The sequence below is a fragment of the Kitasatospora sp. NPDC036993 genome, assembly GCF_055607525.1.
The window spans coordinates 70,622-96,996 of sequence record NZ_JBVJRP010000012.1; the positions used below are offsets into that span (position 1 = coordinate 70,622).

Genomic DNA, 26,375 nt, shown 5'->3' on the forward strand with positions numbered 1-26,375 from the left:
GTCAGCCGACGGCGCCGGCGGCGGGGGCCGGCGGCGCCGCCGGGCTGCCGAGGAAGGCCTCCCAGCCGCCGCCCGGGGACTGCCCGGGGGCGAGCGTCTGGAGCTTGCGCAGCACCGCGGGGTCCTGGGCGTCCAGCCAGTCGACCAGCTGGCGGAAGGAGACCAGCCGGACCTCCGGCTTGCCCGCGATGGCCTTCAGGGCGTCCTCGACGGCGTTCATGTAGATGCCGCCGTTCCACTCCTCGAAGTGGTTGCCGATGACGTACGGCGCCCGGTTGCCGTTGTAGGCGCGGTCGAAGCCCATCAGGTAGGCGTCGCGGGCCTGGGTCTGGAAGCCGGGATGGAGCGCCGGGTCGGCCTTGGTGTTGGGCCCGCACTGGTTGTACATGATGTTGTAGTCCATCGAGAGCACCTGGAAGGTGTGCCCGGGGAACGGGATGGACTGCAGCGGGAGGTCCCACAGCGCGCCGCCCTGGATCTTCTGCGGCCACACCTGGGTGCCGTTGCCGCTGCTGTCGTAGCGCCAGCCGCGCTTGACCGCGGTGGGCAGCAGGTTGCGCTGGCCCTCCAGACAGGGGGTGCGGCTGCCGATCAGCTCCTTGCGGTAGTCGAAGGGCAGCGCCGGCAGGTCGGTGAAGCCGGTGTTGGTGCGCCAGTTCGTCACGAAGTCCATCGCCTGCTGGATCTCGCTGTCCCACTCCTCGGGGGACCACTTGCCGACGCCGGTGGAGCCGCAGAAGTGGCCGTTGAAGTGGGTCCCGATCTCGTGGCCCTCCAGCCAGGCCGCGTGCACGTTCTCCAGGGTGTCGCGGATGTGCTGGTCGCTCAGGTAGCCGATGTCGGAGGCGCCGGCCTTGTGCTGCGGCGGGCGGTAGAGGTCCTTCCTGGACTCGGGCAGCAGGTAGAGGCCGCTGAGGAAGAAGGTCATCTTCGCGTCGTGCTCCTGCGCCAGCCGGCGGAAGCGGGCGAACAGGCCGTTGTCGAGCTCGCCGGCGCCGTCCCAGGAGAAGACCACGAACTGGGGCGGGCGCTGCCCGGGCCGCAGCTGGTCGGGGACGGGCTGGTGCGGCTGGGCGCCGGTGTCCGAGGTGGAGCCGTCGCCGATCAGGACGGCCTGCGGCCTGGGGGCCGGGGCCGGAGTGGGGGAGCCGTCCCGCTCGTCGGCCGCGCCGGTGGCGGGGACGGTGGCGGCCCCGGTGGTGCCGGTCGCCCGCTCCCCGTCGGCGGCGTGGTTGCTGCCGCAGCCCGCCGCCAGGGTGGCGGCGGTGGCGGCACCGGCCGCCAGCAGGGTCCGGCGGGAGAGGGCTTCCATGGTCACTCCGTTCGTGGGGCGGGGGCGGCGTGCGGGAGTGCGGAGTCCGGCTCGGGGCGGGTGGGGTGGGGGCCCCGCGACCGGGTCAGCATGGCACGGGGGCGGGGCCGGCCGAAGAGGCGCAGCGCGCGGTCGCGGGCGATCCCCCGAACGACGCAACCGAACCGGCCCGTCGGACCGTCGGTAGGTCGTGTCGGGTGGGGTCCCGCGGCGATCGTATGTGGGGGGCGGTCGTCGCGCTCCGCGACCGGTCGCGCACGTGGCGCAGGAAAGGCGCCGTCGACCCTGCCGATCGGCGGGTGCCGGTACGACCGTCGTATGGACGTGCCTTACAGTCCGTTCCGGTTGAATTGTTTCCCAGGAAACTCCCAGAAAGCGGAGTCTCGTCGGCAGAGGGGAGCGCCCGTGGGCGTCCAGCAGAGCAGGAGCCCCTGGCCGGGCACCCTGGCGGCGGGAGCCGCGCTGGTGTTCGGTGCCTGGCTGCTGCACGACGGCGGTCCGTCGGCGCCGCCGCCCGCGCCCGGGGCCGGCCAGGCCCAGGCCGGGATCGCGCCGGTCTCGGTCGTCCCGCCGCTGGGCCCGTCCGCGCCGACCAGGATCCGCATCCCCGCCGTCCGGCTGGACGCCCCGGTCACCGCGCTCGGACTGGACGCCGCGGGCCACCTCCAGACCCCGCCCGAGGCGGACCGGAACCTGGCGGGCTGGTACCGCGGCGGCGCCAGCCCCGGCCAGCGCGGCACCGCGATCCTGGCGGGACACGTCGACAACAAGGCCGGACCGGCCGTCTTCTACCATCTGGGCGCGCTCCACCGGGGGGACCGGATCGAGATCGCCCGGGCGGACGGCGCCACCGCCGTCTACCAGCTCTACGCCATCGAAGTGCACGACCGAAAGGACTTCCCGGACGACCGGGTCTACCGTCAGGCCGGCGACGCACAGCTGCGGGTGATCACCTGTGGCGGCGCGTACAGCGAGGAACACGGCTACGACGGCAACGTCGTCGCCTACGGGTTCCTGGCCGACACCACCCGGCCGGGCGAAGCCGCATGACCACGCTGACCCTTGCCTCCCGCTGGAACCCGATCGACTGGCCGCTCACCGAGGGCCCGATTCCGCACGCCGTGCTGGCGGCCGGCTGGGCGGCGCTGTTCGCGCTGACCGTCGGCCGCGGGCGGAGCTGGTGGCGGTTCCGACTGCCCGCCGCGCTGCTCACCGCGGCCGTGCTCAGCCTGCTCCTGGACGTCGTGGTCGACGGCTGGTGGCACCCCTTCCCCGAGGGCACGCCCCGGTACGTCACGTGGTGGACGGCCGTCGCCCTCACCGCGCTCTGCCTGGCCGGCTACCGGGTCCGCCGGCTCACCTGGAAGCGCCGGGGGCTCGCACTGGGCCTGAGCGGCCTGGTGGTGCTGATGGCCTCCTCCCAGGTCAACATCGGCTTCGGCCAGTTCCCGAGCGGCCGCGTCATGCTGGCGCCGTGGCTGACCAGGACCGACGGGCTGGTCGCCACCAAGGTCGGCCAGATCCTGACCACCCCGCCGGGCAAGGTGCTGGAGGAGGTCTGGAAGCCCCCGGCGGGCCTGCCGGAGAAGGGCACCGTCTCGGTGGTGCCGATCCCCGGCACCAAGTCGGGGTTCAAGGCCAGGGACGCGTACGTCTACCTCCCGCCCGCCTACCAGGCCACCCCGCGGCCGCTGCTCCCGGTGGTCGTGATGATCACCGGTCAGCCCGGCGTCCCGGGGGACTGGGTGCTCTCCGCGCAGATCAACGAGGCGCTGGACGCCTACGCCGCGGACCACGGCGGCCTCGCGCCGATCGTGGTGATGCCCGATCAGCTCGGTTCCACCTGGGCCAACACGCTCTGCCTCGACTCGAAGATCGCCAAGACCCAGACCTACCTGGCGGTGGACGTCCCCACCTGGGTCCACCAGAACCTCCAGGCCGCGACCGGACGGAACGCCTGGGCGATCGGGGGCGCCTCGATGGGCGGCACCTGCGCGCTCCAGCTCGGTGTCAACGCGTCCGACGTGTACGGCACCGTCCTCGACATGTCGGGTCAGGACGAGCCGACCCTGGGCAGTCGGGAACAGACCGTCAAGGCCGCGTTCGGTGGTGACGAGAAGAAGTTCGACGCGGTCGATCCGCTCCAGGTGATGGCCCGCAGGAAGTTCCCGGACACCAACGTCGCGTTGGTCGTCGGCGAGACCGACGAGGAGTTCAGACCGCAGATGGAGAAGGTCTACGAGGCCGTGCAGGCGGCCGGCATGAAGTCCAAGTTCGAGCTGATGCCGGGCGGTCACGGCTGGGTCGTCTTCCGCCCCGGCATCGCCCAGCAGATCCCGTGGCTCGCCCAGCAGACCGGGCTGACCCGGTGACCGGGGCGGGGACCGCGCTGGTCGCCGCCGCCGTCGGCGAGCAGGGGGCCGGGCCGGACGCGGGGCGGGCGACCGGCCGCGGCACCGACCGGGCCCCGGTCACCCGGACGCCCGAGCCGCGCCCGCAGCGGGTCCGGCGGGCGGCCAGGGCGCTCGGTGCCCGGCTGCGCTCGGCGCCGCTGACGCTGGCCCTGCTGGCCGGGCTCTGGCTGCTCGGCGCGGCCACCGGCAGCCTGGCCCACGGCCCGTCCGACCGGCTGCTGGAACGGGCCGGGGTCGGAACGTCCACGCTGGCCGACGGCCACTGGTGGACGCCGGTCACCTCGGTGTTCTGGTGCTCGGGCAGCGGCTCGTACGTGTTCACCAGCCTGCTGCTGCTCCTGGTCGGCCCGGCCGCCGAGCACCGGCTCGGGCGGCCGCGCACCCTCGCGGTGCTGGTCGGCGGGCAGGTCGTCGGCACCCTGCTGGGCACCGCGCTGGTCGCGTTCGGCTCCTCGGCGGGGGAGCCGTGGACGCTCTCGGTGGCCGACCAGATCTCGGTCGGCCCCGCCGTCGGCCTGTTCGCGCTGGCCGGGGTGCTCGGGTACCGGCTCACCGTGCTCTGGCGGCGCCGGCTGCACCTGCTGGTGCTGCTCGTCCCGCTGGTGATGACGCTGTACGTGGGCCACCTGCAGAGCGTCCAGCGGTGCGCCGCGGCGCTGGCCGGGCTCGGCCTGGGCGCGCTGGTCAGCCGGGGCCGCCCGCACCTGCGCAGTCACCGCTCCTCGCACTCCGAGACCCGGGTGCTGGTCGCGCTCTGCCTGGTCGCCGCGGCCTTCGGGCCGCTGATCGCCTCGCTGTACGACAACGCCAGCGGGCCGTTCAACACCTTCTCGGAGCTGTACCTCTCGCACCGGCTCAGCCCGGAGGAGGTCGCCGACTTCTGCGCGGTGTCGGCGCACGACTGCGCCCGGGCGCACGCCGTGGTCCGGATCTTCGACACCCCGGGCCGGATGATGGCCGCGCTGTTCCCCGCGCTGCTGCTGGTGCTCGCCGAGGGCCTGCGCCGGGGGCTGCGGTTCGCCTGGCTGGTCACCGTGGCCACCGAGCTGCTCTGGGCGGCGCTGCTGTGCTGGCTGTACGTGGACGCCGGGCCGGTCGGCCGGGACGTGGTGCAGTACTTCGTCGAGGCGCTGCTGCTGCCGCTGCTGACCACCGTCCTGCTGCTGGCCACCCGCAAGCGGTTCCCGCTGCGGCTGGCCGGGCGCTCGGTGCGCCGGCTGGCGCTGGTGCTCGGCGGCGCGGCGCTCGCCTCCGCGGCCGCGTACGTGGGGCTCGGGCGGCTGGTGGCGGGCGAGTTCGAGCCGGGGGCGACCGCGCGCCGGCTGGTGGCCGGGCTGCCGGCCCAGTTCCTGCCGCCCGCGTACAACGACCTGCTGCCGGACTACCCGATCGCGGTCGGGCCGGTGGCGCGCCTCCTGGAGACGTACTGCGGGCTGGCGTTCTGGGCGGTCGCGCTGGTCGTGCTGCTGTCCGTCTTCCGCCGTCCGGTGCTGCACACCGACGCGGCGGCGGCCGCCAGGGCGCGGGCGCTGCTGACCGAGCACGGCGGCGGGACGCTCTCGTTCATCGCCACCTGGGACGGCAACCACTACTGGTTCGACGAGGGGGGCAGGGCGGCCGTCGCCTACCGGGTGGTGGGCACCGTCGCGCTGACCACCGGCGACCCGTTCGGCGCCCCGGAGGACCGGGCGGCGGCGGTGGCCGGCTTCGCCCGGTACTGCGACGCGCGCGGCTGGACGCCGTGCTTCTACAGCGTCTGCGGCGAGACCAGGGCCGCCGCCGCGCAGCTCGGCTGGCGCTCGGTGCAGGTCGCCGAGGACACCGTGGTGCCGCTGCCCGAGCTGGCCTTCACCGGCCGCAAGTGGCAGGACATCCGCACCGCCCTCAACAAGGCCGGCAAGCAGGGCATCTCGGCCGAGTGGTGGGCGTACCACGAGGCGCCGCTCGCGCTGCGGGAGCAGATCCGGGCGATCTCCGAGGAGTGGGTCTCGGAGAAGGGCCTGCCGGAGATGGGCTTCACGCTCGGCGGGCTGGAGGAGCTGGACGACCCGGACGTGCGGGTGCTGATCGCGGTGGACGGGCAGCGGGTGGTGCACGGGCTGACCAGCTGGATGCCGGTGTACGAGGACGGCGTGCCGGTCGGCTGGACGCTGGACTTCATGCGCCGCCGCTCGGACGGCTTCCGCGGCGTCAGCGAGTTCCTGATCGCCTCGGCCGCGCTGGGCTTCAAGGAGGAGGGCGCGCGCTTCCTCTCGCTGTCGGGAGCCCCGCTGGCCCGCACCGGGCAGGACGGCGAGCCCACCGGGTTGCAGCGGATGCTGGACTGGATGGGCAAGGTGCTGGAGCCGGTGTACGGCTTCCGCTCGCTGCTGGCGTTCAAGGCGAAGTTCCAGCCGGAGTACCGGCCGATGTACATGGCGTATCCCGACCCGGCCGCGCTGCCCGGGATCACCAGGGCGATCGGCAAGGCCTACCTGCCGCACCTCACGGCGGCCCAGGGCGTCCGGCTGATGCGCAGGCTGTCGGGCTGAGCGGTGGGTCACAGTCCCCGGGCCCCGGACCCGGGTGACCGTGCGCCGCTGTCCCGGCCGTGCCGCCGGGCCGCCCGTCAGCCCAGCAGCTGGGCGAGCGCGCGGTCGGAGTCCAGATGCAGGTGCTCCTCGCCCTCGGGGACGACCAGCCGGCTGCGCCACAGGAAGCGGCGCAGGTCGGCGGTGTCGAACTGGAGCATCGCGGTGCCCTCCGGGGCCCGCAGCTCGACCACGGTGCGCCGGCCGACCGAGGGCCGGACGTGGACGTCGCCGACGCCGGCCGGCAGCTCGATGCCCGCCGAGAGCAGCTGGCGGGCGAAGACCCAGACGATGTCCTCGGCGCTCTGGCCCTCGGCGTCGTCCAGCGAGAACTCGGCGGGGAAGGCCATCCGGACGGCCAGCGGGTCCTCGGGCTGGTAGGACAGCATCACGCGCAGCCGGACGGAACGGTGGAGCGAGAGGATCAGACGGGCCTGGACGGTCTCTTCGACGGTGCGCACGGGTGGGTCCCTTCGGTTCGGTGCGAGGCCGCGCTCGGGCAGGTGGGGGTGGTGCGGCCTCACCCTGGTGAGAGTGCCGGGGCCCGGGGTGATTACCCGGTTCCACGGGACTTCCGGTGTGATCCGGGTCACGACGATTTCCGGCCGCGCGGGCCCGGCGCGGAGCCCCGCCTGGAGGCCCGAACGGCGCCGGGCCGGTACGCTGGGCGGGTTGTCCGATCGCCGCCCGACCGCGGGGCGAGGCCGCAAAACCGCCTCTGACCTGCGATGATCCCCCCTCGGAGACCGTGAGTACTGCCGCCGCCTCCTCGATGCCGCTGTTCTCCGACATGTCGGAGCCGCAGGCGCCCGTCCGGTCCGTCGGCCATGCCGCGCCCGCCGGTTCGCACCACCTCTCCCCGGCCTTCCCCGGCCGCGCCCCCTGGGGCACCGCGGGCAAGCTGCGGGCCTGGCAGCAGGGTGCGCTGGACAAGTACATCGAGACGCAGCCGCGCGACTTCCTCGCGGTCGCCACCCCGGGCGCGGGCAAGACGACCTTCGCGCTCACCCTGGCCTCGTACCTGCTGCACAACCACCTGGTGCAGCAGGTGACCGTCGTCGCGCCGACCGAGCACCTGAAGAAGCAGTGGGCCGAGGCCGCCGCGCGGATAGGCATCAGGCTGGACCCGGGGTACTCCTCGGGGCCGCTGTCCAGGGACTACCACGGCATCGTGGTCACCTACGCGGGCGTCGGGGTCAACCCGATGCTGCACCGCAACCGGACCGAGGCCCGCAAGACCCTCGTGATCATGGACGAGATCCACCACGCCGGTGACTCCAAGTCCTGGGGCGAGGCCTGCTTCGAGGCCTTCGAGCCGGCCACCAAGCGCCTCGCGCTGACCGGCACGCCGTTCCGCTCGGACACCAACCCGATCCCGTTCGTGGCGTACGAGGCGGGCGGCGACGGCATCCGCAAGTCCGTCGCCGACTACACCTACGGATACGGGCACGCGCTGGCCGACCACGTCGTCCGCCCGGTGATCTTCCTCAGCTACAGCGGCAACATGCGCTGGCGCACCAAGTCCGGCGACGAGCTGGAGGCCAGGCTCGGCGAGCCGATGACCAAGGACCTGATCGCCCAGGCGTGGCGCACCGCGCTGTCCCCGCAGGGCGAGTGGATCCCGGCCGTGCTCCAGGCCGCCGACCGGCGCCTCACCGAGGTCCGCAAGGCGATCCCGGACGCCGGCGGACTGGTCATCGCCACCGACCAGACCGTCGCCCGCTCGTACGCCAAGATGCTGCGCGAGATCAGCGGCGAGAAGGTCACCCTGGTGCTCTCGGACGAGACCGAGGCGTCCCAGCGGATCTCCGACTTCGCGGCCGGCACCTCGCGCTGGATGGTCGCGGTCCGCATGGTGTCCGAGGGCGTCGACGTGCCCCGGCTGGCCGTCGGGGTGTACGCGACCTCGATCTCCACCCCGCTGTTCTTCGCCCAGGCGGTCGGCCGCTTCGTGCGCGCCCGCAAGCGCGGCGAGACCGCCTCGGTGTTCCTGCCGACCATCCCGATGCTGCTGGGCTTCGCCAACGAGATGGAGGTCCAGCGCGACCACGTGCTGGACCGGCCGAAGAAGGAGGGCGAGGGCCTCTTCGACGAGGAGGACCGGCTGCTCGCCGAGGCCGAGCGGGCGAACGACGGGCCGGACGGCGCGGGCGGCGAGGAGTTCTCCTACGAGGCGCTGGGCTCCGACGCGGTCTTCGACCGGGTGCTCTACAACGCCATGGAATTCGGCATGCAGGCCCACCCGGGCAGCGAGGAGGAGGAGGACTACCTCGGCATCCCGGGCCTGCTGGAACCCGACCAGGTGCAGATGCTGCTCCAGAAGCGCCAGCACCGGCAGATCCAGCGCAGCAAGACCAAGCCCGCCGAGGAGGCCGACCTGCTGGAGCTGCCGGCCGAGCAGCGGCCGGTGGTCACCCACCAGGAGCTCAGGGAGCTGCGCAAGGAGCTGAACGCGCTGGTCGCCGCCTGGCACCACCGCACCAGCCAGCCGCACGGCACCATCCACAACGAGCTGCGCCGCCAGTGCGGCGGGCCGCTCACCGCCCAGGCCACCGCCAACCAGCTCACGGCGCGGATCGCGAAGATCCGGGAGTGGGCCAAGTAGCAGGCCCGGGAGCACGCGGAGGAGCGCTGCGGCAAGGGGCGCGGCACCGCCCCGCCCGTCCCGGGGTGTCCGCACTCCGGACCGGGGGCGCGTCCGCACCCTGACGCACCCGGCGAATCGCGGGGGTTCGTCCGGATTTCGAGGCGGCGTTGCCGTCGATCACGCCCGAATTTTGGACAACCACTTCCGTCGCGTCATTTCCTTCACTACCTTTCCCCCACGCTCTTCCGCCGGGCAACCCCCGCGGGACGGCGCCGCAGGGCCGTGCGCGTCAAGGACGACGCCGTACGGGCCCGAGCGCGGCCACCCCCACCTGCGCGCGACACCGGCCTTGGAACGGCGCCGCCCGCCCCGCGAGCGCCGCGGAAAGGATTGCCCCGTCGTGACTGCCGAGACCTCCCAGACCCTGGACCGCGGCGTCCGGGTCCTCAAGCTCCTCGCCGACTCCGAGCGGGGGCTCACCGTCACCGAGCTGGCGGCCCGGCTGGCCGTCAACCGGACCGTGGTCTACCGGCTGCTGGCCACCCTGGAACAGCACGGTCTGGTCCGCCGGGACATCGGCGGGCGCGCCCGGGTGGGCCTCGGCGTGCTGCGCCTCGCGCACCGGGTGCACCCGCTGCTGCGCGAGGCCGCGCTGCCCGCCCTGCGCAGCCTCGCCGAGGACCTCGGCGCCACCGCCCACCTGACCCTGGTGGACGGCAACGAGGCGCTGGCCGTCGCCGTGGTCGAGCCGAGCTGGACCGACTTCCACGTCGCCTACCGGACCGGACTGCGCCACCCGCTCACCGAGAGCGCGGCCGGCCGGGCGATCCTGGAGGCGCGCACCTTCCCCAGCCAGCGCCGGCCCGAGCAGGGCTTCGTCATCACCCGCGCGGAGGAGCAGTCGGGAGCGAGCGGGGCGGCCGCCGCGCTGCTCGGGCTGAGCGGCATCGAGGGCAGCGTCGGCGTGGTGATGCTGAACGGCATGGTGCCCGAGCGGGTCGGCCCCCGGGTGGTGGAGGCGGCGACCGAGGTGGCCGACGCCCTCAGGTAGCGCCCGCGCACGGCGTCGGGTGTGTTTGGATTCCCCTTGTGTCCGACACCAAGCTCCCCAAGGCCCTCACCTCCCCGCGGACCCGCACGCTCACGCTGTGCGGCGCGCTGGTCGCCGCCCTGTTCGGCGTGGCCGCCTTCGTTCCGCTGCCGTACACGATCACCTGGCCGGGCCTGACCGCGGACACCCTGGGCTCGTACCAGGACAAGCCGGTGCTCACCATCACCGGGGCGCCGCTGCGCACCACGCGGGGAGAGCTGCGGATGGTCACCATCACGGCGACCAACCCGGGGCAGAAGAACACCTTCTGGCGCTCGGTGCGGGCGTGGTTCGACCCGAAGGAGGCCGTGCGCCCGACCGAGACGGTCTACCCGGAGACCAATCCGGTGAAGGCGGACGAGGCGACCGCCCAGCAGATGGCCGAGTCGCAGGACGCCGCCACCGCGGCCGCCCTGAACTTCCTCCACCTGTCGCCGGACCAGGTCAAGGTCAAGGTCGACCTGGGGGAGGTCGGGGGTCCGAGCGCCGGCCAGATGCTGGCGCTGGGCATCGTCGACAAGCTGGCCGGCGACGGCAAGGGTGGCGACCTCACCGGCGGGCTCACCATCGCCGGCACCGGCACCATCGACAAGGACGGCACCGTCGGCCCGGTCGGCGGCGTCCCGCTGAAGACGCAGGCGGCCGCCCGGGACGGCGCGACGGTGTTCCTGCTGCCCAAGGACGAGTGCGCGGACGCCCGGGTGAACACGCCGAAGTCGCTGCGGCTGGTGCCGGTCGGCACCCTGGGCGAGTCGGTCGCGGCCCTGGAGGCGCTCAGGAGCGGCGGCAGCGTTCCCTCCTGCTGACCGGGCTCCCCCCCCCCGCCCCCTCCGCACGGGGGCAGCCCGACCCGGTGGAGTCGGATTCCGGCCGGTCGGTTCCCGGCCCGGTCAGATCCCGAAGGCCACCGCGGCGAAGTCGTCGCCGAGCCTGGTGTGCAGCTGGGCCGCGATCCCGGCCAGCCGGTGGGCCTGGGCCATCGGCAGGGAGACCGAGACCGCGCCGATGCCGCTGCCCGCGACGATCGGCACTGCCGCGCCCGCGGTGCCGAGCGCGTACTCCTGGAACTGGGTGATGGGGACGGCCCGCCGCGGGCCCTGGCGGGTCAGCAGCGGCAGGTGCGCCGGGTCCCGCAGGGTGTAGGGGGTGAGCGGCACCATCGGGTAGCGGGCCAGGTGGTTCCGGCGCTCCTCGGCGGTCATCAGGGCCAGCAGGGTCTTGCCGGCCGCGTGGGCGTGCGCGCCGGACCGCCAGTGGCGCCGGTCGGTCAGCGGCGCGCCGGGGGCCTCGGCGGCTTCGATCAGTTCCACCTCGCCCTGCCGGTACCAGGTGAAGTAGACGGCGGCGGACAGCTCGTCGGCGAGCGTGCCCAGCAGCGCCTTGAGCCGGGCCCGGCCGGCCGAGGGGCCGTCGTTCCTGAGGAGCCCGGCGACCGCGGGGCCGGTGCGGTAGAGGCCGCTGCGCCGTTCCAGGTAGCGGTCGTGCACCAGGGTGCGCAGCAGGTGGTAGGCGGTGCCCAGGGCCAGGCCGGTGTCCCGGGCGAGCTGCTTGGCGGTGGCGCCCTTGGGGTACTGGGCGGCCGCCTCCAGCAGGCGCAGGGCGCGCTGGGCGGATGCGATGAGGGTGGGGGCGGTACCGTCGGCCGCGACGGTGTGGGTCATGCGGGGGCCGACCCGGGCGAGGGCGCGGCTGCCGGGGGTATCGATGGCTCCGGGGGTGGCGCGAAGAATAGTAGAACGTTCATACATAAATCTTGCGGCAACCGCCGCCGCCTCGCGTCTGTGCCAAATCGGCGCGTGGCGTCGTCCGGACCCTCCTACTCGGCGGCGGCCTGGTCCACCAGCGGCAGGATCCGGTACGGTACCGGGTTCTCCAGCACGATCGCGGTGGACGAGCGGACGATCCCGTCGAAGCCGAGCACCCGGTCGATCACCCGTTGCAGGTCGGCGTTGGACCGGGCCACGATCCGCACCAGCATGTCCCCGATCCCGGTGATGGTGTGCAGCTCCAGCACCTCGGGAACGCTCGCCAGGTGCGCCCGCACGTCCGCGCCCTGTCCCTGGGAGATCTCCAGGGTGGCGAAGGCCGTCACCGGGTAGCCGATCGCCGCCGGGTCCACCTCGGGGCCGAAGCCGCCGATCACGCCCTTGGCCTGGAGCCGGTCCAGCCGGGCCTGCACGGTGCCCCGGGCGACCTGGAGCCGGCGCGAGCACTCCAGCACCCCGATCCGGGGCTCCTCGGCGAGCAGCCGGATCAGCCGGCCGTCCAGGGTGTCGATGGTGTCGTTGGTGCTGCCCGGCAAGGTGGTGGCGGCACCGTGCGCGGCGGGGGCGTCGGGTGAGCCGGCGGAGCTCGGGGCGTGGGCGGGGGGCATCGCGGCACCGTCCTGTGGTGGGCAATCTGTACAGCGGCGCGGCCGATTCTCCCGCTCCGGGGCACAGCTTGACCAGGAGGAAACGGAACAGTTGCGCGCGGGTCGGCCCGGCGCCACCCTCCAGCCACACCCCCGTGCGCAGGGCCCCACCCGCGGTGCCGGGGGCGGCCACGATGGTCCGTACGCCTACCGGGAGGGCAGTCATGACCGACACCGCCGCCGAAGCCGTCCTGCTCGGGGCCGGCCTCGCACCGGACCCGGCGGAGGCGGGGCCGCTGCCGCTGGGCCGCGCCGACGCGGTGGTCTTCGCGGTCGCCGACGCCGAGCGGGCGGCCCGCCGCTACTGCGCCGCGCTCGGGTTGTGCTGTACCGCGTACGCGGGGCCGGAGACGGGCGACCGGGAGACGCGCTCGTACGTGCTCGCCGCGCCGGGCACGCGGATCGTGCTCACCTCCCCGGTGCGGACCACGGGACCGCGCGGCCGGGAGCTGGCCGCGTACCTGGACCGGTACGGGGACGGGGTGCTGGACCTCTCGGTGAGCGTGCCCGACGTCTACTACGCCTACGACTACGCGGTGGACCGGGGCGCGCTGTCGCTGGCCGAGCCGTACGAGGCGCGGGACGACTACGGCGCGGTGGTGCTGGCCACCATCGGGGTGCCGGGCGGGACCAGGCACACGCTGGTGGACCGGGCGGGGTACGTGGGGCCGTACCTGCCGGGGTACCGGCCGCGCGAGGGGTTCTGACGACGGGTTCCGCCGATGTGTTCCGGCGAGAGGGGTTCTGACGGGGTGCCGGGTGGGCGGGGCGCCGGTGCCGCTAGCGGACCACCGTCTGCACCATCGGCGCGTGGCCGTTCCAGGAGGCGATGACGGAGTTGGCCTCGTCGCCCCGGGTGAAGTCGACCCGCAGCCACTGGCCGTCGGTCCACACCTGCATCTGCCAGCCCGGGTCGGGGGTGGCCGAGACCAGGGTGGCCCGGTCCGGCTTCAGGTCCAGCGCGACCTTGCCGCCCGGGATCGGGTAGCTCTTCACCGTCGACGTCGCGGTGGGGGTGGGGCTGGGCCTGCGGGTGGGCGTCGCGGCGGTGGGGGCGGGGGCCGGGCCGTGCGGGGCGGTGGCGGCGCTGGTGGTCGCGGTGGCGGTGGTCGGGGAGGCCGCCGGGGAAGGGGTGGTGGACTGTGTGGCGGAGCGCGGCTGCTCGGTGGTGGTGGGCGCGGGGTGCGGCGTGCCGTCGGCCTTCGCGGAGGGCAGCGGCAGGGCCGTGGGCTGCTCGAACGCGGCGCCGGTCAGCACCGTGTGCACACCGAGCCAGGACAGGGCCACCGCCGCCCCGGTGGCCGCCGCCCAGGCGCCGAGCTGTACCAGTCCGTTCCGCATCGTCCGCACATCCTGCCGTATTTCCATACGGATGGAGACCGGCACCCCCGGTATTCGGCAGGGCAGTTGCACAATGTCCGGACCCACCCCCGAGGTACAGACCATTACCCGGCGATGGCGTACCGTGCAGGCCCATGGCAACAGTGCTCGTGGTCGAGGACGACCCCTTCGTGCGTTCCGCCCTCATCCGCCACCTGACCGACACCGGTCACGCGGTCCGCAGCGTGGGCACGGCCCTGGAGGCGCTGCGGGAGGTCGCCCAGGTCGGCTGTGACCTGGTGATCCTCGACCTGGGCCTGCCGGACCTGGACGGCAGCGAGGCGCTCAAGATGATCCGGGGCCTGACCAACGTGCCGGTGATCATCTCCACTGCCAGGGACGACGAGGCCGAGATCATCCGGCTGCTCAACGACGGTGCCGACGACTACCTGGTGAAACCTTTCTCCGGTGAGCACCTCAGCGCCCGGATGACCGCCGTGCTGCGCCGGTTCGGCGGCGGCGCCGCGCCCGTCGCCCAAGTGCTCCGGGTCGGCGGGCTGGCCATCGACCTCCAGCGGCGCGAGGCCGCACTGGACGGACGGCCGCTCGACCTGACCCGCCGTGAGTTCGACCTGCTGGCCTTCCTGGCCGCCAGGCCCGGCGTGGTGGTGCCCCGCAAGGAGATCCTCGCCGAGGTCTGGCAGCAGACCTACGGCGGGGACCAGACCATCGACGTCCACCTCTCCTGGCTGCGCCGCAAGCTCGGCGAGACCGCCTCCAACCCCCGCTACCTGCACACCGTCCGGGGTGTCGGGGTCCGGCTGGAGGCGGCCGGGGGTCCGGCGGAGCACCGGACATGAGGCGCTTCGGGCGCTCGCTGCGCTGGGCCCTGATCAAGGCCGCCGTGGCCGGGACCACCATGGTCGCGCTGGCCTTCCTCATCCCGCTCGGGATGATGGTCCAACAGACCGCGCGGGACCGGGCGTTCACCGCCGCCGAGCGGCAGGCGGCGGCACTCGGGCCCGCCCTGGCGATCACCACCGACCAGGACGCGATCAACCGGGCCCTGGCCAGCACGGACGCCGGCGGTCAGGGGCGGATGGCGGTCCACCTGCCGGCGGCCGGGCAGCCCGCCGGGCCGGGTGGCGGGGACGGTGGTGCGGGGACGGGCAGCTCCGGCACCACCGCCGCCGGGACGAGTGCCGGGGCCGGTGCCGGGGCCGGTGTCGGAGTGAGTGCCGGGACGAGTGCCACCGGACCGGCCGTCGGCGAGCCCGGGGGCCCGACGCTCGGGGAGGCCCGCGCCGTCGCGGCCGACGTGGCCACCGCCGGCGGGCAGGGCCGCTCCTTCACCGTGCAGGTGGCCGGCGGGTACGCCCTGCTCCAGCCGGTCGCGGTGGACACCGGACGGACCGCGGTGGTCGAGGTGTTCGTGGCCGAGAGCGACCTCACCCGGGGCGTCGCCACGGCCTGGCAGGTGCTCTCCGCCGTGGCGCTCGGCCTGGTCGCCATCTCGGTCCTGGTCGCCGACCGGATGGGCAGCCGGATCGTCGCCTCCGCCAGGAAACTCGCCGCCGCCGCCCGCTCGCTCGGCGCCGGGAACCTCTCGGTGCGGGTCCCGGTGGAGGGAAAACAGGTCGAGGGAAGCCCCGAGGAACTGCGCGAGGCCGGCCACGCGTTCAACACCATGGCCGACCGGGTGGTCCAACTCCTCGCCGCGGAACGGGAACTGGCCGCCGACCTGTCACACCGGCTGCGCACCCCGCTGACCGTGCTGCGGCTCAACGCCGCCTCGCTCGGCGAGGGCGACGCGGCCGACGCCACCCGGCACGCGGTCGCCCAACTGGAGCGCGAGGTCGACCAGATCATCCGCTCGGCCCGCCGCGCCCCCGAGGACGCGCCCGCCGTCGCGGTCGGCTGCGACGCCGCCGAGGTGATCAGGGAACGGGTCGCCTTCTGGTCGGCACTGGCCGAGGACGAGGGGCGCCGCTGGCAACTGGCCGGCGCCGAACGGGCGGCGCCGGTGCCCGTCCAGCGCGGCGACCTGGCGGCCGCCGTCGACGCGCTGCTCGGCAACGTCTTCCGGCACACCACCGTCGGCACCGCCTTCTCGGTGGACGTGCTGGCCACCGACTGCTCGGTGATCGTGCTGGTCGGCGACGCCGGCCCGGGCTACAGCGACCCGGCCGCCGCCCTGAAGCGCGGCGAGGGGCACGGCGGCGAGGGCTCCACCGGCCTCGGCCTGGACATCGTCCGCAAGCTCGCCGAGTCCACCGGCGGCGACCTCGCGCTCGGCCGCTCGGCGGTGCTCGGCGGTGCCGAGACCCGGCTGCGGCTGCTCACCGGGCCGCAGGCGGCGGAGCCCGCGCGCACCGGACGGCGGCGGAGCCGGGGCGCGCTCTTCCAGAAGTGACGGTGCCTCCGGTTCCGTTGCGGCGTCCGACCGGTCCGGCCCCGAGGCCCGGTGCCGGTCTGGCGTCGGTCTGCTGCCGGTCTGGCGTCGGCCTGGGACCGGCCTGGGACCGGCCGCTCCGCGGCGGTGGGCCGGGGAGGTTCCTTAACGGCGGCCTAAGGGAGTTCTACCCCTCGCTCAGCCCGTCGGTTTCGCCCCCGGACCGCCGCTAGCGTCGGTCGCGCCGGTCACCCGACCGTGCCGGGCCGGCCGCCCGGAGGTCCCCGCGCAGCCGCGCCCGGACGGCGGCCGACCGTAGGCATCCGCGGAGGAAACGCGCCATGACGACCCAGCCCACCCGCCGCTCCGGCCACCGCAGGCGCGGCCGCCGGGGCGCGATCATCGGGGCCACCGCGGTCGCCGCCGCCCTGGTCGCCGGCGGGACGATCGTCCTCGCCTCCTCGGCCAGCGCCGCCTCGCTCGGTGCCGTCTACAGCCGCACCAGCTCCTGGGACTCCGGCTACACCGGCCAGTACCTGGTCACCAACCCGGACAGCAGCGCGATCGAGGACTGGACGCTCAGCTTCGACCTGCCGGCCGGGGCGAAGATCGACTCGCTCTGGAACGCCACCCTCACCGTCGACGGGCAGCACGTCACGGTCAGGCCGGAGGCCTGGAACAAGCGGCTGGAGCCCGGCAAGAGCGTGGTCGTCGGCTTCGTCGCCCAGGGCGCGGGCGGGGCCCAGGCCGAGCCGTCCGGCTGTCTGATCAACAACGTCTCCTGCAAGGCGGGAGACGGCACCGCGCCCACCCCCTCGGGCCGTCCGACCACCACCCCCTCGCCCACGGCGAGCGCGACGGCCACCGCCGCGCCGACCACCACCGCGGCCCCCACCGTCACCCCCACCATCACCCCGACCGCCACCCCGACCGTCACCGCGACGGTGAAGCCGACCACCCCGGCGCCGACCCCCACCCCGACCGTCACCCCCACGGCGACCGGTGTGCCCGTTCCCCCGGTCGGCGCCGGGGCCGGTTTCGCCCCGTACGTGGACACCTCGCTCTACCCGCCGTACGACCTGGTCGCCACCGCCAAGGCGAGCGGGGTGAAGGACTTCAACCTCGCCTTCGTGGTGTCCGGCGGCGGCTGCACGCCCAAGTGGGGCGGTGTCAGCGAGCTGTCCGCCGACGCGGTGGCCGCCCAGATCGGCGCGCTGCGGGCGGCCGGCGGCGAGGTCCGCGCCTCCTTCGGCGGCGCCAACGGCAGCGAGCTCGCCCTGGCCTGCGGCTCGACCGCCGAGCTGACCGCCGTGTACCAGAAGGTCGTGGACACCTACGGCCTCACCAGGCTGGACTTCGACGTCGAGGGCGGGGCGATCGCCAACGCCGCCGCCAACACCCGGCGCGCCCAGGCCATCGCCCAGCTCCAGAAGACCGCCGCCGCCAAGGGCAAGGCCCTGGACGTCTCCTTCACCCTGCCCGCGCTGCCCTCCGGCCTGACCCAGGAGGGCGTCGACCTGGTCGCCGGCGCCAAGGCCAACGGGGTCGCGATCGGCGCCGTCAACATCATGGCGATGGACTTCGGCGACGGCGTCGCCCCCAACCCGCAGGGCCAGATGGGCAAGTACGCGATCGCCGCGGCGACCGCCACCCAGGCCCAGGTCAAGAGCGTGCTCGGACTGGACGACGCGGCCGCCTGGCGGAAGGTCGCGGTCACCCCGATGATCGGCGTCAACGACGTCGCCAGCGAGGTCTTCACGGTGGCCGACGCCAAGCAGCTGGCCGACTTCGCGACGGCGAGGCACCTGGCCTGGCTGTCCATGTGGTCGGGCACCCGGGACAAGGCCTGCGAGGGCGGCGCCAAGGCCGTGGCCGACGCCACGTGCAGCAGCGTCGTCCAGCAGCCGCTGGACTTCACCCGGGCCCTGGGGGCGTACAAGGGCTGAGGCCCGTCCTCCCCGTCCTGCCGGTCCTCCCCGATCGCCCGGTTCGCGCCGCTGCCTCCGGTCCTGGCCGTCCGTACTCCGCCCGCAACGGAGTACGGCCGGTCAGGGCCGTTTTGTCACGCTGCGTAGGCGAACGTGTCCGGTCCCGCCCGGACCGCATCCGGTATCGTCGCTGGTCGGCCCAGCCCTGGACGGAGTGGACAGTGACAGCGGTGCAAGACGAGCGCAGCCCGGTGCGGACCGCACCCGACCCCTCGCCCGCCCCCCTGTCGGACCGGCTGCGCCGGGCCGTCGGCGCTCCCGTCCGGGCTCTGCGCGAGGCCCCCCGCCGCCCCCTGCTGGCCGCCTCCGCCGTGGCGCTGGTGTCGCTGCTGGTGTACGCGGTGGTCCGGCACTTCGTCCACACCTCGATGGTGGACATGATCGTCTACCGGGCCGAGGGCGCCGCCGTGGCCGACGGCACCGACCTGTACGCGCTGCGCGTCACCGAGTGGAACCTGCCCGCGACCTACCCGCCGTTCGCGGCGATGCTGTTCGTCCCGACCACCTGGTTCCCGGTCCCGTTCCTCAGGGTGGCGATCACTCTCGGCAACGTCGGGCTGCTCGCCCTGCTGACCCACCTGTCGTTCAAGCTGGCCGGCTGGCCGCGCCGCGAGCTGCGGCCGATCGGCGTGATCCTGGTGACCGGCCTCGGGGTCTGGCTCGAACCGGTCTTCACCACGCTCCGCTACGGCCAGATCAACCTCGCGCTGGCTTGCCTGATCCTCTGGGACCTCACCCGCCCGGACGGGCGGCGGAGCAAGGGCGTGGCGATCGGCATCGCCGCCGGCATCAAGCTCACCCCCGGCCTGTTCGCGGTCTACCTGCTGATCACCGGCAGGATCAGGGCCGCCTTCGTGGCGGGCTTCACCTTCCTCGGCACCTTCCTGCTCGGCGCCCTGGTGCTGCCCGACGCCACCCGGGGCTTCTGGACCGAGTACCTCTACGACTCCTCCAGGGTCGGCAAGACCTGGATCGTCGACAACCAGTCGCTGCGCGGCGCCTTCGCCCGCCTGCTGCACACCGCCGACCCCGGCACGATCGCCACCCTCGGGGCCGGCCTGGTCGCGCTGGCGGGCCTCGCGGTCTCCGCCTGGGCCGCGCGCAGCGGCCGCTGGCTGCCCCGGGCCGAGGCCTGGGGCGTCTGCTGCGCGGCCGTCACCGCCGTGCTGATCTCGCCGATCAGCTGGACCCACCACTGGGTCTGGTGCGTGCCGATGCTGGTCCTGCTCGCCGCCGAGGCCTCCGTCGAGCACGCCCGCCCGGCCGGCGTGCGCCGGCTGCGCTGGCGGGCCGTCTTCTGGGCCACGCTGGTCGCCTTCCTGTCCTTCGCGATGTGGGCCGCGAAGCCGGTCGGCCAGGCCGTCCTCGACATGTCACCGTGGCGCCAGCTGCCGACCTCGGTCTATCCGTGGGTCGGACTCTGCTTCCTGCTCGCCGCCGCCGTCCGGATAAGGGCCCGACGGCGTTCGGCCGGCGCACCGCTGGTCCGGCTGCCCGGACAGCGCGACGCCGGAGGCCCGGACACCGCCCGCGGTCGTCAGCAGGCCCCCGCGGCCCGCTGAACCGGCGGGGGCGCCGCTCCTGCTTCCCCGGTCCCGCTCCCGCTCGTACCCGTGCTCGTGTGCTCGGTCGCGTTCGGGTCCGGGCAGGTGCTGCTGTACGTGCCGGTGCACGCTGCGGCGCACGCCTAGGCGAGCAGCTCGGCGAGCGAGCCGTCCATGTCCAGCGCGGCCAGCTCGCTGCCCGGCGGGACCAGCCGGTGCGCCCGCTCCAGCCAGGCCGCGACGACCGGCAGCGGTGCCTCCAGCAGCGCGTCCCCGGCGGGCGAGCTCAGGGCCAGACAGAGCACGCTGCGCCGGCCCGAGCGGGTCGGCCAGATCCGCACGTCGCCCTGGCCGCACGGGCGGAAGGTGCCCTCGACCAGCAGCTCGCGGGCGAACACCCAGGTCACCGGGGACCCGGTGTCCAGGTGGAAGGTCATGTACACCGCGTACGGGTCGTGGCTGCCGTAGGACAGCCGGGCCGGCACGGGGACGCTGTGCTCCGGCGAGAGCACCAGGTTGAGCTCCAGCTCGTGCTCGACCACGCTGACGGGACGCTCCATGATCGTCTTCCTCTCTGCCTTCGGGCGGTGCCCGGTTCCGGGCCCCTGTGACCTTTGAGAGAGCGGTCCGCACCGGCTCTTACACGCATTTCCGGGATTTCTTCGGGAAGTTCGGTGAGGGGTGGTGAACGGCGGACGGTACGGCGCGCGAGCACTCGTCGTGCGCCGGGTTCCCTACCTTGAGCGACCCTTCACTGTCCGGGGAATCACGAACTTCCCGTCCTGGCTCCGGTGAGGTACTACCCTTTGTGACTGTCCGGCGACTGTCCGCCCATCGGTGGCGCCCCCGCGCGCGCCGAGCGCCGGGCGCGCGCCGGGCCGTGCGCGCGGATCGACTCGTCTGCCGTGGCGGGCTCGACCGGCCCGCACCGCCCTCGTCGGGACCTGCCAGGAGAGAAGACCCCCATGACGGACCGTCCCTTCGCCGACGCCGGCGACCCGGCCGTCGCGCCCGAGCCCGGCTACTACCCCGACCCCTCCATCCCCGGTTTCGTCCGGTACTGGGGCGGCTCGGCCTGGGTGCCGGGCACCACCCGGCTCGCGCCCGCCGAGGGTGAGGTGCTGGAAGCGCCCCGGTACGCGACCCGGCGGCCCGCCCCGGACGGGGGCGCGGCGCGGGTGGTGCCGCCGCCGGTGGTGCCGTCCACGGAGTCGTCGGTCGTGCCACCGGTCGTGCCACCGGTGGCGCCTTCGGTGGTGGCTCCGGTGCTGCCTCCGGTCGGGGTGGACGCGATGTCGGGGCAGCGGCAGGGGCCGGGGCAGGCTCCGGACCTGGGGCCTCCGGACCTGGGGCCTCCGGGCCTGGGGCCCGCGGCGGGGATGCAGGCGATGGTGGTGGCGGGGATGCCGGCGGGCGGCGGTGACACCGGGCCGGTGTACTTCGACCAGACCTCGGGCGGGGCGTCCTTCGTGCTCGGGTCGCGGGTGGCGGAGGTGATCGGCGGGCCGGTGTTCCGGACGGTCGACGCGCAGGGGGCTCCGTCGGCGGCGCCTTCGGGCTTCGCCGGCATCGGGCTGCCCGGGGCCCCGGACGAGCCGGTGGCCGTCGGCGCGATGCCGGGGACGGCCCCGGGGGCGGGTGCGGTCCCGGTTCCGGCTGCCTCCTCGGCTCCGGCCCCCGCCCCGGCTGCCGCGGAGCCTGGGTGGCACGGAGAGTCCGGCTGGCAGGCCGATCCGCGGGCGCAGCGGGGCCTGGTGGAGACGGGCGATGCGCCGCGCTGGGTCTCCTGGGGGGTGCTTCCGGAGGCGCTCGACGCGGACCAAGGGCGTGCGGAGCCCGAGCGTGCTTCGGCTGCCGTGGAGCCGGTGGCCACCGGTGCGCCCGCCGTGGCGGTGGCGATGGCGGTCCGGGAGGCGCCGGTGCCGGCCGTCCTGGCCTCGGGGCCGGTGCCGGTGCTCGGCGGGGAGGCGGCTCCGGTCGCGGCCGCCCCGGTGGCCTCGACGCCTGCGGTCGCCACGGCCGGCTCCGCCCCGGTCGCCCCGCTGCCCACCGTGCGGACGGTCCGGGAGACCGCCGTCCAGCCCCGCCCGTCCGGTGCCGCCCCCGTCCCCGCCGCCTCCCCCCGGGGCTCCCGGGCCGCCAAGGGCTCCCGGGGCTCCCGGGCGGCCGTGCCGGCCGGCCTCGGCCGTCGCCTGGCGGCGCGGGCGGTGGACACCGCCGTGCTGCTGGTGGTCGCCGTCGCCGCCGGGATCCCGCTCGGCCGCTCGGTGACCGACCACCTCCAGCGGAAGCTCGACCAGGCCCGGATGGCCAGCGCCCTCACCCGGCGCCAGATCCAGGTCTGGCTGGTCGACGACGTGGTGCTCGGCAAGATCGCCGTGCTGATCGGCATCCTGCTGTTCGTCAGCCTGCTCTACGAGGTGCTGCCGATCGCCCGCACCGGCCAGACCTTCGGCAAGCGGCTGGCCCGGATCCGCGTGGTGGACGCCGCCGCCCCGGCCGCCAGGGCCAGGCTGAGCCTCGGCCGCTCACTGCTCCGGTGGGCCGTGCGACAACTGGGCGTGCTGCTGCTGCTCGGCCTGGTCTGGCCGGTGTTCGACCGTACGGCGCGGCGAGGCTGGCAGGACCGCGCGGCCCGTACCCGGGTGGTGCGCGGCTGAGGGCCGCAGGCCTCGTGCAAAACGGACAAAATGTCCCAAGCATTGAGAATGTGTGATGTTCTACTCGGGAGCATGAGCACCCACGACCCCTCAGGCCCCCAGCCGGAGGGGGGCGGCAAGCCCTCCTTCGACAAGCAGCCCCCGCAGCCCGGCGGCGGCACGCCGGAAGGCGAGCCGTCCGGCCCGACCCCGTCCAACGGTCCGTCCGGCGGTCCCGGCGCCTATGAGGGCACCTACGGCGGGAGCCCGTACGGCGCTCCGACCCCCGGTCAGGACCCGTACGGTCAGACTCCGTCCGACCAGGCCCCGCCCGGCTACGGCACCGGCTACGGTCCCGGCGCGTACGGCACTCCCGGCGCCGGCCCCGTCCCCGGCATGCCGCCGATCGGCACCTGGCCCAAGCGGATCCTCGCCCGGCTGATCGACTACCTCCTGATGCAGCTCATCGCTGTGATCATCGTGGGGCCCTTCAGCGACCTCGGCACGCGCAACGGCTCCACCGAGGCGTTCTGGCTCGGCTGCGCCATCTACCTCGTCTACGAGGCCCTGATGCTCAGCCGGGACGGCCAGACCCTCGGCAAGAAGGCGATGAAGATCCGCGTCGCCATGCTCGTCGACGGGAACAAGCCCACCCAGTCCGCCGCCTGGACCCGCGCCGCCGTCTTCATCCTCCCGGCCGTGCTCTGCTGCGCCGCACTCTGGTGGGTCGTCGACGGGCTCTTCGGCGTCTTCGACAAGCCGTACCGGCAGTGCCTGCACGACAAGGCCGCGAAGACCGTGGTGGTCACCACGGAGGTCTGAGCGGCGGAGCGGGACGCACCTGCGCCCGGCGGCGCCTCAGCGCTGCCGGGCGTACGCGTGCCGGGCAGCGGCCGGGGCGGGGCCGGGCGCCTCGGCCGGATCCGCGGGGCTCGCCACCGGAGCCGGGGCCCCGGACCGGGCGGCGGACATCGCGAGCACCGTCACCACGGTGCCGAGCGCCAGCGAGAACCCCACCAGCACCGCGACCGCCAGGACGCCGGAGGCGCCCGAAACGGCGAGCAGTGCCACCGTGGCGGCGACGACGGTGAACGAGCCGAGGCAGACCTGGGCGACGGAGGGGCGCGGCATGGCGGGGGGTCCTTCGCGCGTCGGGGGGAAACGGGCGGGAGTGGTGCCGGTTCCGGTGGTCCTGCCCGGCGGGGGAGCCGGGTACGTCCAGGCTAGCCGCCGGGGGCGGGGGCACAGGGGGCGCACGGGCTCATCCCGGGGTCGTCCGACCCGGTCGGTACGGTGGCCCGGAACCTGTCGACACCGCGCACCACCATGCACCCACACGTACCGGGGGAACCGACCGTGCCCATCCCCGCCGACTGGCCCACCACCGAGGCCGAGGCGCTCGCCGAACAGGAGCGGCTGCGCCCGCTCGTCCAGACCCACGACGACGAGGCCGCCGGCCCGTTGATCGCCGGTGTGGACGTCGCGTACGACGACGACCGCGACCTCGTCGCCGCCGCGGCCGTCCTGCTCGACCGGGACACCCTGGACGTCGTGGAACAGGCCACCGTCGTCGGCCGGATCGCCTTCCCGTACGTCCCCGGACTGCTCGCCTTCCGCGAACTGCCCGCCGTCCTCGACGCGTTGGCCGCCCTCACCCGCACCCCCGACACCGTCGTCTGCGACGGCTACGGCATCGCCCACCCGCGCCGCCTCGGACTCGCCAGCCACCTCGGCGTCCTCACCGGACTGCGCACCCTCGGCGTCGCCAAGACCCCCTTCACCTTCGACCACCACCAGCCCGACGCCCCGCGCGGCTCCTGGACCCCGCTCACCGACCCAGCCACCGGCGAGGAGGTCGGCCGCGCCGTCCGCACCAGGCCGGGCGTGAAACCCGTCTTCGTCTCCGTCGGCCACCGGACCGGCCTCGACACCGCCGTCCGCACCACCCTCGGCCTCGCCCGCCACTACCGCCTCCCCGAGACCACCCGGCACGCCGACGCGCTCTGCCGACGCGCCCTCGCCGAAGCCCAGCGGACCGGGACGACCGCGAACTGACCATGCCCGGGGCGGGATTCGGGCACGGTGTGTTAGACATGAGACACCGGGGCCCGGCCCCGGCCGCCAGGGACGGACGCACGGGGGAGGCGCCGAAAATGGGATCAGGACCAGGGACCACAGGTACCGGTTCGACCGGCGGAGCCGGGCAGGGCTACCGCGTCGAAGTCGAGCAACTGCGCACCTTCGCCGGCCAAGTACGGCTGCTGCTCGCCGACTTCCAGAAGCACGCCGACGGCACCGACACCCACGGCCGCAGCGGCATCGGCAAGAGCGCCTTCGGGACCTTCGCCGAGGCCACCGAGATCCACGGCCGCTACGGCACCATGCGGGACGCGCTGCGCGACGTCCTCAACCAGCTCCAGGAAGCCGTGAACGAGGCCCAGCGGAAGGCCGACCTCACCGCCACCAACTACGAGGAGCAGGACCGGCACACCGTCGCCAAGCTCAAGCCCGGCGACGACGGCTGGTCCGTCGCCCAGCCCTCCGCGAGCAGCCAGGCAGCGGCCCGGAAGAACCTCACCCCGTCCAACCGCGGCAACACCACCGTCTAGCCGCCGCTCGCCGCCCGCTGCCCGGACCGAACGGAGGCCGACCGCCCGTGGTCTACACCGACTTCACCAAGTACAGCCACGCCCAGCTCCGCACGATGGCCCAGGCCCTCGACCCCGGCGCGGTGATGGCCGCCGGCGACCCCTGGCGCAGGGCCGCCGACACCCTCAAGCAGATCCGCCTGACCCTCACCAAGGCCAGCACCGAGGCCGCCACCTCCTGGGAAGGCACCACCAGCGACGCCTTCCACACCCGCATGCTCACCCTGGCCGCCAGCATCAACAACGCCGCCGCCTACGCCAACGACGCGGCCAACATCCTCCACCAGACCTCCGAAGCCATGGCCAAGGCCAAGCGCGACATGCCGGAGGAACCCGGCAACTGGGACAAGGTCAAGGACACCGTCGGCGACGCCCTCTTCGGCGACGACGACGAACACATCCCGGTCGCCGACCGCAAGAAGGCCGAAGCGGCCGCCATCATGCAAACCCTCGCCATGCACTACCGCGTCGCCACCCCGGCCCTGAAGGCTCCGTCGCCGTACAGTCCTAGGGGGAAGGAAAACTCGCACGAGGTGGCAGCACAGGGCGATCCGAGTTCCGCAGCGGCGATGGCCGCCGCGATGATGTCGGGCACCTCTCTTGGGGCCGGGGGAACGCCGGTACGGACGGTACCCGCCCCCGCAATGCAGCGGCCGAAGTCCTCCCAGCCACCGGCGGCTGCGGGCTCCGTACCCAGGAATTCAGCTGTCCCGGTGGACTCCGGGATCAAGGGAGGTTCGGCGCAGGCCTCGGCGAAGCCGTTGACCACACCGGGCGGTGTTTCAGGTTCGGGCATCACCGGTACGCCGGTTCCTGGCCCGAGCGGTAGCGTTCCGACGCCCCCTACCTCGGGGACCCAGACCTCCGGCCTGAACAGTGCACCGGCCGCAGGGCCCGTGAATGGATCGCCCCCCGGCGGGGGCGTGCAGAGCATCAGTCCTGCGGGGCCGACCGCGCAGAATGCGCCGGGCGTGCCTGGATTCGGCCAGAGCAAGACCGGAATCGGCGGCAAGGGGTTCCCCGGCGCCGAGACGCCAGGGGGCGGTTCGAGTTCACTCGGGGGCCGAGCCGGCAACACCGGTGGTGGCGGTCAAGTCCACCCGGGTGTCGGGGCCGGGGGGCGTGGGGCGTCCGGAGCCAGGCAGACGGCTGGGCTTCCGGCTCGGCCTGGTGGTGCTGTCCGTGAGACCACGCTGCCTGGCGAGGGTGCGCGCGGCAAGCAGGCATTCACCGAGGGCGGGTCGGGGCTGGGGGCGCGAAACCGGTTCAGGGGGGAGTCCAGCGCCGCAAGCACGAACGGCATGACGCCCGGTGTCCCGTTGGGCGGGGCGCAAGGACGGAAGAAGGACCGGGAGAAGGACGGCAAGCGGCCGGACTACCTCGTAGAAGACGAGGAGACCTGGGCGTCGGACAAGCCGACCAACCCGAACGTGGTGGAATGAGGCCGACCCGTGGACG

The 26,375-nt window shown here is 74.2% G+C and carries 23 protein-coding genes; 16 read left to right on the forward strand and 7 right to left on the reverse strand.

The window, feature by feature from the left end:
* Position 1 precedes the first annotated feature (1 nt).
* Entirely contained in the window at positions 2 to 1,312 is a 1,311-nt protein-coding gene (locus tag ACZ7C5_RS25340) for a polysaccharide deacetylase family protein (RefSeq protein ID WP_401090797.1), read from the reverse strand.
* Positions 1,313 to 1,717: 405 nt separating this feature from the next.
* Here ACZ7C5_RS25340 and ACZ7C5_RS25345 point away from each other — a divergent pair, with 405 nt between their 5' ends.
* From ACZ7C5_RS25345 to ACZ7C5_RS25355, 3 genes are read left to right on the forward strand one after another with little or no spacing between them, the layout of a single operon-like run.
* The gene (locus tag ACZ7C5_RS25345) at positions 1,718 to 2,362 is read left to right on the forward strand and encodes a class F sortase (RefSeq protein WP_401090799.1); all 645 of its coding nucleotides are present in this window, start codon (positions 1,718 to 1,720) and stop codon (positions 2,360 to 2,362) included.
* Positions 2,359 to 3,684, forward strand: a complete 1,326-nt coding sequence (locus tag ACZ7C5_RS25350; RefSeq protein WP_401090801.1) for an alpha/beta hydrolase — start codon at positions 2,359 to 2,361, stop codon at positions 3,682 to 3,684. Before ACZ7C5_RS25345 ends, ACZ7C5_RS25350 begins: the two co-directional genes overlap by 4 nt.
* A complete protein-coding gene (locus ACZ7C5_RS25355) occupies positions 3,681 to 6,257 on the forward strand; it encodes a rhomboid family intramembrane serine protease (protein WP_470323513.1) in 2,577 nt (858 codons plus the stop codon). Before ACZ7C5_RS25350 ends, ACZ7C5_RS25355 begins: the two co-directional genes overlap by 4 nt.
* 77 nt (positions 6,258 to 6,334) lie before the next feature.
* Here the strand turns inward: ACZ7C5_RS25355 and ACZ7C5_RS25360 are convergent, their stop codons facing one another.
* Positions 6,335 to 6,757: an SsgA family sporulation/cell division regulator gene (locus tag ACZ7C5_RS25360; RefSeq protein ID WP_470323514.1), complete on the reverse strand. Its 423-nt coding sequence runs from the start codon at positions 6,755 to 6,757 to the stop codon at positions 6,335 to 6,337.
* 329 nt (positions 6,758 to 7,086) lie between these two features.
* On the opposite strand from ACZ7C5_RS25360, the gene ACZ7C5_RS25365 reads away from it, so the two are divergent.
* The 3 genes from ACZ7C5_RS25365 to ACZ7C5_RS25375 all read left to right on the forward strand — a co-directional run bounded on the left by ACZ7C5_RS25365 (position 7,087) and on the right by ACZ7C5_RS25375 (position 10,779).
* Positions 7,087 to 8,901, forward strand: coding sequence for a DEAD/DEAH box helicase (locus ACZ7C5_RS25365; RefSeq protein ID WP_401090952.1), 1,815 nt, complete (start codon positions 7,087 to 7,089; stop codon positions 8,899 to 8,901).
* Positions 8,902 to 9,283: 382 nt separating this feature from the next.
* Complete coding sequence (locus ACZ7C5_RS25370; protein WP_188300086.1) at positions 9,284 to 9,934, forward strand: IclR family transcriptional regulator; 651 nt, start codon at positions 9,284 to 9,286, stop codon at positions 9,932 to 9,934.
* A 38-nt stretch (positions 9,935 to 9,972) separates the two neighbouring features.
* Positions 9,973 to 10,779: a S16 family serine protease gene (locus tag ACZ7C5_RS25375; protein WP_401090807.1), complete on the forward strand. Its 807-nt coding sequence runs from the start codon at positions 9,973 to 9,975 to the stop codon at positions 10,777 to 10,779.
* Between the two features lie 84 nt (positions 10,780 to 10,863).
* On the opposite strand, the gene ACZ7C5_RS25380 is transcribed toward ACZ7C5_RS25375, so the two are convergent.
* Together ACZ7C5_RS25380 and ACZ7C5_RS25385 are read right to left on the reverse strand one after the other, a co-directional pair.
* The gene (locus ACZ7C5_RS25380; protein ID WP_401090809.1) at positions 10,864 to 11,634 is read right to left on the reverse strand and encodes an IclR family transcriptional regulator; all 771 of its coding nucleotides are present in this window, start codon (positions 11,632 to 11,634) and stop codon (positions 10,864 to 10,866) included.
* A 155-nt stretch (positions 11,635 to 11,789) separates the two neighbouring features.
* Positions 11,790 to 12,347: an Lrp/AsnC family transcriptional regulator gene (locus ACZ7C5_RS25385; protein ID WP_401090811.1), complete on the reverse strand. Its 558-nt coding sequence runs from the start codon at positions 12,345 to 12,347 to the stop codon at positions 11,790 to 11,792.
* Between the two features lie 203 nt (positions 12,348 to 12,550).
* Here ACZ7C5_RS25385 and ACZ7C5_RS25390 point away from each other — a divergent pair, with 203 nt between their 5' ends.
* A complete protein-coding gene (locus ACZ7C5_RS25390) occupies positions 12,551 to 13,093 on the forward strand; it encodes a VOC family protein (protein ID WP_470323515.1) in 543 nt (180 codons plus the stop codon).
* Between the two features lie 73 nt (positions 13,094 to 13,166).
* Here ACZ7C5_RS25390 and ACZ7C5_RS25395 read toward each other — a convergent pair whose 3' ends face one another.
* Positions 13,167 to 13,727 (reverse strand): hypothetical protein, encoded by a 561-nt coding sequence (locus ACZ7C5_RS25395; RefSeq protein WP_470323516.1) that lies wholly within the window; start codon positions 13,725 to 13,727, stop codon positions 13,167 to 13,169.
* A 134-nt stretch (positions 13,728 to 13,861) separates the two neighbouring features.
* Between ACZ7C5_RS25395 and ACZ7C5_RS25400 the strand changes: the two genes are divergently transcribed.
* The 4 genes from ACZ7C5_RS25400 (at position 13,862) to ACZ7C5_RS25415 (ending at position 19,648) form a co-directional block, all read left to right on the forward strand.
* Positions 13,862 to 14,566 carry a response regulator transcription factor gene (locus ACZ7C5_RS25400; RefSeq protein ID WP_188300081.1) on the forward strand — a complete coding sequence of 235 codons (705 nt, stop codon included), beginning with the start codon at positions 13,862 to 13,864 and terminating at the stop codon, positions 14,564 to 14,566.
* Positions 14,563 to 16,119, forward strand: coding sequence for a sensor histidine kinase (locus tag ACZ7C5_RS25405; RefSeq protein WP_470323517.1), 1,557 nt, complete (start codon positions 14,563 to 14,565; stop codon positions 16,117 to 16,119). Before ACZ7C5_RS25400 ends, ACZ7C5_RS25405 begins: the two co-directional genes overlap by 4 nt.
* Before the next feature lie 320 nt (positions 16,120 to 16,439).
* Positions 16,440 to 18,044, forward strand: coding sequence for a glycoside hydrolase family 18 protein (locus ACZ7C5_RS25410; protein WP_401090819.1), 1,605 nt, complete (start codon positions 16,440 to 16,442; stop codon positions 18,042 to 18,044).
* A gap of 203 nt (positions 18,045 to 18,247) precedes the next feature.
* The gene (locus tag ACZ7C5_RS25415; RefSeq protein ID WP_188298731.1) at positions 18,248 to 19,648 is read left to right on the forward strand and encodes a glycosyltransferase 87 family protein; all 1,401 of its coding nucleotides are present in this window, start codon (positions 18,248 to 18,250) and stop codon (positions 19,646 to 19,648) included.
* A gap of 125 nt (positions 19,649 to 19,773) precedes the next feature.
* Here ACZ7C5_RS25415 and ACZ7C5_RS25420 read toward each other — a convergent pair whose 3' ends face one another.
* A complete protein-coding gene (locus tag ACZ7C5_RS25420) occupies positions 19,774 to 20,190 on the reverse strand; it encodes an SsgA family sporulation/cell division regulator (RefSeq protein ID WP_188298732.1) in 417 nt (138 codons plus the stop codon).
* Between the two features lie 405 nt (positions 20,191 to 20,595).
* Here ACZ7C5_RS25420 and ACZ7C5_RS25425 point away from each other — a divergent pair, with 405 nt between their 5' ends.
* Both ACZ7C5_RS25425 and ACZ7C5_RS25430 read left to right on the forward strand, forming a co-directional pair.
* Positions 20,596 to 22,290 (forward strand): RDD family protein, encoded by a 1,695-nt coding sequence (locus ACZ7C5_RS25425; protein WP_470323518.1) that lies wholly within the window; start codon positions 20,596 to 20,598, stop codon positions 22,288 to 22,290.
* 72 nt (positions 22,291 to 22,362) lie between these two features.
* On the forward strand, positions 22,363 to 23,091 hold the full coding sequence (locus ACZ7C5_RS25430; protein WP_401090824.1) for an RDD family protein: 729 nt from the start codon (positions 22,363 to 22,365) through the stop codon (positions 23,089 to 23,091).
* A gap of 36 nt (positions 23,092 to 23,127) precedes the next feature.
* On the opposite strand, the gene ACZ7C5_RS25435 is transcribed toward ACZ7C5_RS25430, so the two are convergent.
* The gene (locus ACZ7C5_RS25435; protein WP_470323519.1) at positions 23,128 to 23,400 is read right to left on the reverse strand and encodes a hypothetical protein; all 273 of its coding nucleotides are present in this window, start codon (positions 23,398 to 23,400) and stop codon (positions 23,128 to 23,130) included.
* A 195-nt stretch (positions 23,401 to 23,595) separates the two neighbouring features.
* On the opposite strand from ACZ7C5_RS25435, the gene ACZ7C5_RS25440 reads away from it, so the two are divergent.
* The 3 genes from ACZ7C5_RS25440 to ACZ7C5_RS25450 all read left to right on the forward strand — a co-directional run bounded on the left by ACZ7C5_RS25440 (position 23,596) and on the right by ACZ7C5_RS25450 (position 26,359).
* Positions 23,596 to 24,324: an endonuclease V gene (locus ACZ7C5_RS25440; protein ID WP_401090828.1), complete on the forward strand. Its 729-nt coding sequence runs from the start codon at positions 23,596 to 23,598 to the stop codon at positions 24,322 to 24,324.
* Between the two features lie 98 nt (positions 24,325 to 24,422).
* The gene (locus ACZ7C5_RS25445) at positions 24,423 to 24,878 is read left to right on the forward strand and encodes a hypothetical protein (RefSeq protein WP_401090829.1); all 456 of its coding nucleotides are present in this window, start codon (positions 24,423 to 24,425) and stop codon (positions 24,876 to 24,878) included.
* A gap of 47 nt (positions 24,879 to 24,925) precedes the next feature.
* Positions 24,926 to 26,359, forward strand: coding sequence for a WXG100 family type VII secretion target (locus tag ACZ7C5_RS25450; RefSeq protein WP_470323520.1), 1,434 nt, complete (start codon positions 24,926 to 24,928; stop codon positions 26,357 to 26,359).
* The last annotated feature ends 16 nt before the right edge of the window (positions 26,360 to 26,375 follow it).

Bases quoted from the DNA above. Each gene is read 5' to 3' on its own strand.
- ACZ7C5_RS25340 (WP_401090797.1), bottom strand. From the start codon at position 1,312: ATGGAAGCCCTCTCCCGCCGGACCCTGCTGGCGGCCGGTGCCGCCACC.
- ACZ7C5_RS25350 (WP_401090801.1), top strand. From the start codon at position 2,359: ATGACCACGCTGACCCTTGCCTCCCGCTGGAACCCGATCGACTGGCCG.
- ACZ7C5_RS25365 (WP_401090952.1), top strand. From the start codon at position 7,087: ATGTCGGAGCCGCAGGCGCCCGTCCGGTCCGTCGGCCATGCCGCGCCC.
- ACZ7C5_RS25380 (WP_401090809.1), bottom strand. From the start codon at position 11,634: ATGACCCACACCGTCGCGGCCGACGGTACCGCCCCCACCCTCATCGCA.
- ACZ7C5_RS25385 (WP_401090811.1), bottom strand. From the start codon at position 12,347: ATGCCCCCCGCCCACGCCCCGAGCTCCGCCGGCTCACCCGACGCCCCC.
- ACZ7C5_RS25390 (WP_470323515.1), top strand. From the start codon at position 12,551: ATGACCGACACCGCCGCCGAAGCCGTCCTGCTCGGGGCCGGCCTCGCA.
- ACZ7C5_RS25395 (WP_470323516.1), bottom strand. From the start codon at position 13,727: ATGCGGAACGGACTGGTACAGCTCGGCGCCTGGGCGGCGGCCACCGGG.
- ACZ7C5_RS25400 (WP_188300081.1), top strand. From the start codon at position 13,862: ATGGCAACAGTGCTCGTGGTCGAGGACGACCCCTTCGTGCGTTCCGCC.
- ACZ7C5_RS25405 (WP_470323517.1), top strand. From the start codon at position 14,563: ATGAGGCGCTTCGGGCGCTCGCTGCGCTGGGCCCTGATCAAGGCCGCC.
- ACZ7C5_RS25410 (WP_401090819.1), top strand. From the start codon at position 16,440: ATGACGACCCAGCCCACCCGCCGCTCCGGCCACCGCAGGCGCGGCCGC.
- ACZ7C5_RS25420 (WP_188298732.1), bottom strand. From the start codon at position 20,190: ATGGAGCGTCCCGTCAGCGTGGTCGAGCACGAGCTGGAGCTCAACCTG.
- ACZ7C5_RS25425 (WP_470323518.1), top strand. From the start codon at position 20,596: ATGACGGACCGTCCCTTCGCCGACGCCGGCGACCCGGCCGTCGCGCCC.
- ACZ7C5_RS25430 (WP_401090824.1), top strand. From the start codon at position 22,363: ATGAGCACCCACGACCCCTCAGGCCCCCAGCCGGAGGGGGGCGGCAAG.
- ACZ7C5_RS25435 (WP_470323519.1), bottom strand. From the start codon at position 23,400: ATGCCGCGCCCCTCCGTCGCCCAGGTCTGCCTCGGCTCGTTCACCGTC.
- ACZ7C5_RS25440 (WP_401090828.1), top strand. From the start codon at position 23,596: ATGCACCCACACGTACCGGGGGAACCGACCGTGCCCATCCCCGCCGAC.
- ACZ7C5_RS25445 (WP_401090829.1), top strand. From the start codon at position 24,423: ATGGGATCAGGACCAGGGACCACAGGTACCGGTTCGACCGGCGGAGCC.